We start from the raw sequence: 7460 nt of genomic DNA, 5'->3' as shown, positions 1-7460 counted from the left end.
CGCTCCTCCCCCAGCTGCAGCTGGCCAGCCAGGTCGAGGGCCTGGTCGCTGCCGCTCAGCGTGGCCTCCAGGCGCGGGGCCAGCTGGCCGCAGGTGGCGGTGGCGGCCAGCCGCAGCTGGCCGACCAGGCGAACGGCGGCTGGCCTCGGGCCGAGATCCACCCCCAGATCCAGGTCTGCGCTGACATCGGTGGCGGGCAACTGCTGCTGGCCATCCCGGATCTCCAGCCGGGCAGACTCGACGGCCAGGCGCCTGATGGACAGGGCCAGGGGCGCCGCCGGGGGAGCGGCCGGGGCGGCCGGGGCCGGCTTGTCGCTGGCCGCGGCCAGCAGGGCCAGGGAGTCGAAGTTGAAGGCGCCCTGGGGGCTGCGGACGAGGCGCACAAAGGGCGCCACCAGCCGCAGCTCGGTGATGAGCACCTCCCTCTTGAGCAGCCGGCCCAGGTCGTAGCGCAGGAGCACGGCGCCGACGCGGATGAAATCGGTGCGGCCGTCGGCCTCCTTGACCGCCACGTCCCGGACCGCGATGCCCGTCAGAAGCCCCACCTGCATGCGGCCAACCGTGATCTGGCGGCCCAAGGCTTCCTCGGCTTTGGGCAGCAGCGCGGCCTTGAGGCGCTCCTCGGTGAGCACCACCCGGACGAAGATCGCGAGCCCCAGAGCGATGAGCAGGATTGCCCCCAGGATGCCGGCAGCGAGCTTGGCGAAGCGGGCCACGGAAGCCTCCTTGCCGGCCTCTTAAGATCCCAGCCGGCAGCAGCAAAGGAAAGGGCAGGGGCCGGCCTGGCTGCCGACCTCTGCCCCTCAAATGCGGCCTGGCAACAGAGATAGCTGGCAGCCTTGCGCCTTGTCAAACAAAAAAGCGTGTCCGGACGACAGGGTCAGGTCTTGACCGGTGGCGGGGCGGCGGGCGGCGGCGGGGCCAGAAAGCGGCACAGGACCAGGCCCGGCACCGCCAGAAGGGCGCAGAGGAGAAAGAAGGGAGCCCAGCCCAGCCATTGGGCGAAGAGGCCGGTGGGGGCCGCGGCCAGCACCCGGGGGACGCCCATGAGGCTGGAGAGGAGGGCGTACTGGGTGGCGGTGAAGCGGCGGTGGGTGATGGAGGCCATGAAGGCCACGTAGGCAGCGGTGCCCATGCCGCTGGCCAGGTTCTCGAAGCCGATCACCGCGGCCAGGAGGGGCACAGATGGACCAGCGGCAGCCAGGAGGGCGAAGGCGGCCGTGGAAAGGGCCTGGAGGACGCCGAAGCCGAGCAGGGCCGCTGGCAGGGAGGCGCGCAGCAGCAGGATTCCCCCGCCCAGGCCACCGGCCACCGTGGCCCAGAAGCCCAGGACCTTGACCACCGCGCCGATGGCGGTCCTGGAGAAGCCCAGCTCCAGGTAGAAGGGCATGGTGATGCCGGCGGCCATCTGGTCGCCGATCTTGTAGAGGAGGATGAAGGCCAGGACCGGCCAGGCCGCCGGCCGGCGAAAGTACTCCGCCAGCGGCTCCCAGGCAGCGGCCAGCAGGGTGGCCGGCCGGCCGGCGGCCTGGGGCGGCTCCGGGGCCAGGAGGGTGGTGGCCAGCCCGAGCAGCATGCCGGCTCCCAGCAGCTGGTAGACCTGGGCAAAGGGCAGGTGGTCGGCCAGGATGAGGCCGCCGCCGGAGGTGATGAGCATACCCAACCGGTAGCCGTTCACGAACAGGGAGGAGCCAAGGCCCAGCTCGGCATCGGCCAGAGCCTCCCGGCGGTAGGCGTCGGCAACGATGTCCTGGGAGGCGGACAGGAAGGCCAGAAGGAGGGCGGCCGCTGCCAGGGCCGCTGGTCTGGCCAGGGGATCCAGGAAGCCCAGGGCGATGATCGCCCCGGCCAGGGCCACCTGGATGGCGGCGAGCCAGCCCCGCCGCCGGCCCAGAAAGGGCAGGGTGTAGCGGTCGAGGACCGGGGCCCACAGAAACTTCACCGTGTAGGGCAGGCCCAGGAGGGCGGTGAGGCCGATGGCGGCCAGATCGATCCCCGCCTGGGCCAGCCAGGCCTGCAGCAGGCTGCCGGTCAAGAGCAGCGGCCAGCCGGAGGCGATGCCCATGAGAAAGGCGACCAGCATGCGGCCGCTGGTGAGCACCGCCAGGATGGAAGGAGCGGGTCGGGACACGGCAGCGCCGGCGTCAGGGAGCAAGGGGCCGGGGCAGGCTGCCCGGATCCAGGACGCCGGCCAGCAGAAACAGGCCCAGGAGCGCGGGCTGGTGGCCGAGGTAGATGACCAGGCTGTGGCGGCCCAGCCAGGCCAGGGGCCGGCCCCAGAAGGGAGCGGGCCCTGGCTGCAGCAGGCCGGGCGCGCGGGCCGCCACGAGGTTGCCGGCGGCGAGCCCCGCCAGCATGGGGGCCAGCCAGGGCAGGATGGGCTGGTAGTCCACCGAGGCGAAGCCGGGGTAGCGCACACCCAGGGGCAGGAGCCAGGGGCCGGCCACCTCCTGGCCTCCCAGCCAGGGCCCCAGCCCGCCGGCGGCCAGGGCCGCAAAGAGCGGTGCCCGGGTTCGCCCCAGCAGGGGGTAGCAGAGGATCACCCCAAGGCCGATCAGGTGCAGGGCGCCGAAGCGGACGTACAGGTCGCCCAGGGCCAGCCGGGTGGCGAGGGAGACCAGGATCGCCCAGGCCAGGAGTCGGAGGCCCCGGCGGCGGTAGTGGGCGAAGCCCTGGGCCTGGGCGGCCGCCCGCCTCCGGGACAGGGCCAAGGAGACACCGGCCACCAGCAGGAACAGGCAGGCGGTGGCCCGGGCCAGCCACCACCAGGGCCCGGCCTGGACCGGCGGCAGGCAGTGGAACAGGCCGAGGTCAAAGCGGGTGTTGGCGGCAAGCATGACGAGGACCGCCAGGCCCCGCACCGCATCGACAGCCCACAACCGGGCGGCCGGTGCGGCGCCGGCCAGATCTTCCTGCACGGCCGGCTCTAGAAGGTCACCGTCCAGCCGTGGGGGTCCGCCTCCTCCCCGTATTGGATGCCCAGGAGGGTCTCGAACAGGCGGCTGGCCAGGGGGCCGGTTTGGCCGCCATTGACGGTGCAGGTCTCTCCCTGGTAGGACAACGAGCCCACCGGCGAGATCACCGCCGCGGTACCGGTGCCGAAGGCCTCCCGGAGGCGGCCCTCCCGGCTGGCGGCGTAAACCTCGTCGATGGCCAGGGGCCGCTCGACGACCTTGATCCCCCAATCCTGGGCCAGGCGGATCACCGAGTCCCGGGTGATGCCGGGCAGGATGCTGCCGCCCAGAGGCGGGGTGACCAGCTCGTCGTCCAGGAGGAAGAAGATGTTCATCGTCCCCACCTCCTCGATGTAGCGCCGGTGCACGGCATCCAGCCACAGCACCTGGGTGAAGCCCTGGGCCTGGGCCTCCACAGCGGCCATGATGCTGGCCGCATAGTTGCCGGCGGTCTTGACGTGGCCCACCCCGCCGGGCGCGGCCCGGACATAGCGATCGGTGACAAAGATCTTCACCGGGTTGAAGCCCTCGGGGTAGTAGGCGCCCACCGGGCTGAGGATGATGAAGAAGAGGTAGCTGGCCGCCGGTCGCACGCCCAGTCCGGCCTCGGTGGCGATCATGGTGGGCCGGATGTAAAGGGAGGCGCCGCGGCTGACCGGGATCCAGTCCCGCTCCAGATCCAGGAGCCGCAGCATGGCCTCGTAGACCGGTTCCACCGGGATGGTGGCCATGCACATCCGGCTGGCCGTGGTGTTCATGCGGGCCAGGTTGTCCTTGGGCCGGAAGAGGAAGGCGCGGCCGTCGGGACGGCGGTAGGCCTTCAGGCCCTCGAAGATGGCCTGGCCGTAGTGGAAGACCATGGTGGCCGGATCCAGGCGGAAATCGTGGTAGGGGGTGATGGCAGCGTCGTGCCAGCCGTGGCCTTCCCGGTACACCATGGTGAACATGTGATCGGTGAAGAAACGGCCGAAGCCCAGGGCCTTGTCCTCGGGCTTGGCCTTCCGGTGGCTGCTGTCGATTGGCTCGATCCTCAGATCCATGGTCAGGCCTGTCTCCTTTCCCGTCGTCAGTGACCGTCGTGGCTGTAGCACTCCACCCGGTTCTTCCCTCGTTCCTTGGCCAGATACATCGCCTGGTCGGCGCGGCTGATCATCTGGCCCGCATCCACTCCTGGCGTGAACTCGGCCACCCCGATGGACAGCGTCCGGGTGATCTCCTGCACCTGCCCGGCCTTGAGCGCCCGGAAGGGGGTGGCGGCGACGCTCCGGCACAGGCGCTCCGCCAGGAAGGCCGCCTGGCGCAGGGGGGTGGCCGGCATCAGGATGGTGAACTCCTCGCCCCCGTAGCGGAAGGCCTGATCGGTGCCCCGCACCCCCTTCTGCAAAAGAAGGGCGATCGCCCGCAGGAGCTGGTCGCCCTGCAGGTGGCCGAAGGTGTCGTTGAACTGCTTGAAATTGTCGATATCGGCGAACAGGAGGGAGAAGGTGCCCTGGTAACGGTTGCCCCGGTCGATCTCCCGATCCAGCTCCCGCAGGAAATGGCGGTGGTTGAAGATGCCGGTCAGCTCGTCGGTGATGATCAGCCGGCGGATCTCCTCCTCGTGCTGGCGGCGGCGGGTGATGTCCTTGAGGGTCGCCAGGACAGCCGGCCGGCCGTCGAAGGTGATGCGCACCAGATTGGCATCCACGAAGCGGGTCTCGCCCAGACGGTTGCGGAAGCGCAGCTCCAGCCCCGGCTCCGGCCGGCCGGCGGTCTTCACGCTCTCCAGGGCCGAGCCGAGGATGGCGGCGTCTTCCGGATGCAGGAAGCCCAGGAGGTTCTGGCCCAGGATCTCGGAGTCCGGCAGGGCCACCAGCTGCCGGAACGTGGGGTTGGTGAACAGGACCTCCTGCTCGACCGCGATGACGATGCCCACCTGGACGGCGTCCACCAGGACCCGATACTTGGCCTCTGATTCGTCGATGATCTCGGTCTGCTTATTGATGACGCTCTTGAGCCGCTCGACGTACTCCCGCCGCAGGGTCCGGACGATGCCGGTCTGGGTCAAGAGGCCCTGGAAATGGTCCTGGCCGTCGACGATCAGGAGCCGGCGCACGTGATGCCGTTGCAGGGCACCGATGGCGTCCAGCATGGTGGTGTCCCCCTGGACGGTGATCACCGGCCGGCTCATGACCTCGTCCAGGGGCAGGGTCCGCCATTCCACCCGGCGGTAGGCCAGGTTGGCCAGGTCGCGCTCGGTGAAGATGCCCACCGGCCGGCGGTCCTCCAGGATGACCACGCAGCTGATGTCCTTGAGCACCATCTCTTCGACCGCGGCAGCGGTGGGGGTTTCCTTGTGGAGGATGAACACCGAGCGGGTCATGAGGGCCGCCACCTGGTGGCGGCACACCTCAAAGTGGGGACCCAGGGCCTGGATGATGTTGCTCTGGGTGATGAGCCCCCGGAAATGGCCCCGGCGGTCGGTGACCAGGAGACGGCGGTGGTGGTGGGCCTCCATGAGGCTTGCCGCCTCCAGGACACTCTCCTCCTCCTCGATGCGGGTGAGGGTGGTGGTCATGACCTGGTCCACCGCGGTGTGCAGGGGAACCCGCCGATGGGTCAGGTGCACCACGTCCCGCTCGGTGAGGATGCCCACCGGCCGGCGGTGGCGCACCACCACCACGCAGCTGATGCGCTGCACCGCGATCTGCTCCAGGGCCTGCTCCAAGGGACTGTCCTCGGAAACGGTGACCACCGTCCGGGTCATGACATCCTTGATGGCGGGCTCCTGCATGCTGTGCCTCGTCTTGGGTGCCGGCGGCCGGTCTCGGGCCGGGCGTGGAGGGAGGCGGGCGTCGACCGGCACTCGCCGCGGCTGGCGGGATCCTCCGGTGAGGCCATTGTCCTCTTAGCACGCCAAGGAAGAAAAGTAGCACCTTGCCACGGCGAAAGGAATATTTTTTTGCCGGCGGTCCTGCTATAGTGCAGGCCGTGACTACGCCGCCGCCCTGAGCTGGTCCGCCGGGTCGTTCTGCTCCGCTCGCCGCCACCGCTGCCTTCTATCGGCCCCGGCGCCGGCTTTCTGCCAAGCCATCAAGCCATGAGCGTCCCCGCCATGTCGTCCAGCTCGGCCCCCGGCCCGTTGGCCATCCGTTCTTTTCTGCTCCTCTTCCTGCTGTCGGCCGCCCTCCTGGGTCACCTGCTGTGGCCCTTCGCCAACACGTTGATTCTGGCCTTTCTTCTGGCCGGCTTGGCCAGTCCGGTCTACGCCCTGTTGCGGCGACGCCTGTCCGATTTCTTCGCGTCCCTTCTCACCTGCGGCCTTCTGGTGCTGCTGGTGTTCGTGCCCCTGGTGCTGTTCGTGGGCGCCTTGTCCGGGGAGGCCCTGGGGCTCTACCAGCTGGGCCGGGATGCCATGGTGGGGGTGAAGCTCAAGGAGCTGGTCCGGGAGAGCGCCCTGTGGGGCCAGCTGGAGCGGCTGCTGGATGGCTACGGCCTGTCTTTGGACCCGGGGGCGGTCAACGACACCCTGTCGGAGGGGGTCAGGAGCCTCGGGCTGTTTGTCTACCAGCAGGCCAGCGCCTGGGCCGCGAACTTCCTGGGCTTCCTGCTCAAGTTCCTGCTCATGGTGATCATTGTCTTCTTCCTGCTCATCGACCGGGAACGGCTTTTGGCCTTCATCTCCCGGCTGTCGCCGCTGCCGGACGAGCAGGAGCGGGTGCTCATCAGGAAGTTCGAGGAGATGGCCAAGGCGATCCTGGTGGTGAATGGCATCTCGGGCATTGCCCAGGGCATCATGGGTGGGGCGGTCTTCGCGCTCACCGGTCTGGGCTCTCCCTTTCTCTGGGGCGGGATGATGGCTGCCTTCGCCTTCGTGCCCATCGTCGGCACTGGCCTCATCATGGTGCCAGGCGCCGCGGTGCTGTTCCTCAAAGGCCGGGCGGCGTCCGGAGTCGCCGTCCTGGCGGTCTATACCCTGGGCGCCTATGTCCTCGATTATGTGCTCAAGGCCAAGCTGGTGGGTCACCAGGTGCGGATGCCCACCCTGCCCCTCCTTCTGGGCATCCTGGGCGGGCTGGCCGTGTACGGGGTGCTGGGGATCATCTACGGCCCCCTGATCATCACCGCTTTCCTGACCCTGGCGGACCTCTACCAGGGCAGCTACGCGGGCTGGATGGCAGGCCAGCCGGCCGCGGCCGGCCAGGAGGGTGGCAGGAAGGAGGCTCCGCGGTGAGGTGGTCTGGTCGGGGCGAGAGGATTTGAACCTCCGACCTCCTGCTCCCAAGGCAGGCGCGCTGACCAGGCTGCGCTACGCCCCGATGGTGAAGCACCAATGAGTAGCATCGGCCCGGACGGCCGTCAAGGGGAAACCCTGCCCCCAGGGTTGACGGGGCCGGGGTGATCTGGTAGATTCCGGGCAATTCCCCTGTAGCTCAGTCGGTAGAGCAGGTGGCTGTTAACCACCCTGTCGCTGGTTCGAGTCCGGCCGGGGGAGCCAGGATCAAGTCAGGCCCACCGCAAGGTGGG

Annotated in this window: 6 protein-coding genes and 2 tRNA genes; 2 read left to right on the top strand and 6 right to left on the bottom strand. The window is 69.3% G+C overall.

Annotation, left to right across the window (positions count from 1 at the left end; all coding sequences use genetic code 11):
- The 5 genes from AB1634_07780 to AB1634_07760 all read right to left on the bottom strand — a co-directional run.
- On the bottom strand, window positions 1–716 hold a 716-nt coding region (locus AB1634_07780; GenBank protein MEW6219418.1), incomplete at its 3' end, for an AsmA family protein.
- A gap of 164 nt (window positions 717–880) precedes the next feature.
- Window positions 881–2083 (bottom strand): MFS transporter, encoded by a 1203-nt coding sequence (locus tag AB1634_07775; protein ID MEW6219417.1) that lies wholly within the window; start codon window positions 2081–2083, stop codon window positions 881–883.
- A 61-nt stretch (window positions 2084–2144) separates the two neighbouring features.
- The gene (locus AB1634_07770; GenBank protein ID MEW6219416.1) at window positions 2145–2918 is read right to left on the bottom strand and encodes a heparan-alpha-glucosaminide N-acetyltransferase; all 774 of its coding nucleotides are present in this window, start codon (window positions 2916–2918) and stop codon (window positions 2145–2147) included.
- A gap of 8 nt (window positions 2919–2926) precedes the next feature.
- On the bottom strand, window positions 2927–3994 hold the full coding sequence (locus AB1634_07765) for a branched-chain amino acid aminotransferase (GenBank protein MEW6219415.1): 1068 nt from the start codon (window positions 3992–3994) through the stop codon (window positions 2927–2929).
- A gap of 26 nt (window positions 3995–4020) precedes the next feature.
- The gene (locus tag AB1634_07760; protein MEW6219414.1) at window positions 4021–5727 is read right to left on the bottom strand and encodes a diguanylate cyclase; all 1707 of its coding nucleotides are present in this window, start codon (window positions 5725–5727) and stop codon (window positions 4021–4023) included.
- Window positions 5728–6048: 321 nt separating this feature from the next.
- Between AB1634_07760 and AB1634_07755 the strand changes: the two genes are divergently transcribed.
- A complete protein-coding gene (locus AB1634_07755; protein MEW6219413.1) occupies window positions 6049–7167 on the top strand; it encodes an AI-2E family transporter in 1119 nt (372 codons plus the stop codon).
- A 7-nt stretch (window positions 7168–7174) separates the two neighbouring features.
- Here AB1634_07755 and AB1634_07750 read toward each other — a convergent pair.
- Window positions 7175–7252, bottom strand: a tRNA-Pro gene (locus tag AB1634_07750).
- A gap of 103 nt (window positions 7253–7355) precedes the next feature.
- Between AB1634_07750 and AB1634_07745 the strand changes: the two genes are divergently transcribed.
- Window positions 7356–7431, top strand: a tRNA-Asn gene (locus AB1634_07745).
- Window positions 7432–7460 lie beyond the last annotated feature (29 nt).

This window comes from Thermodesulfobacteriota bacterium (assembly GCA_040755095.1).
Taxonomy (GTDB): Bacteria; Desulfobacterota; Desulfobulbia; order Desulfobulbales; family JBFMBH01; genus JBFMBH01.
The sequence above is the reverse complement of the archived record's forward strand: the minus strand, read 5'-3'. Positions and strand labels throughout refer to the sequence as shown.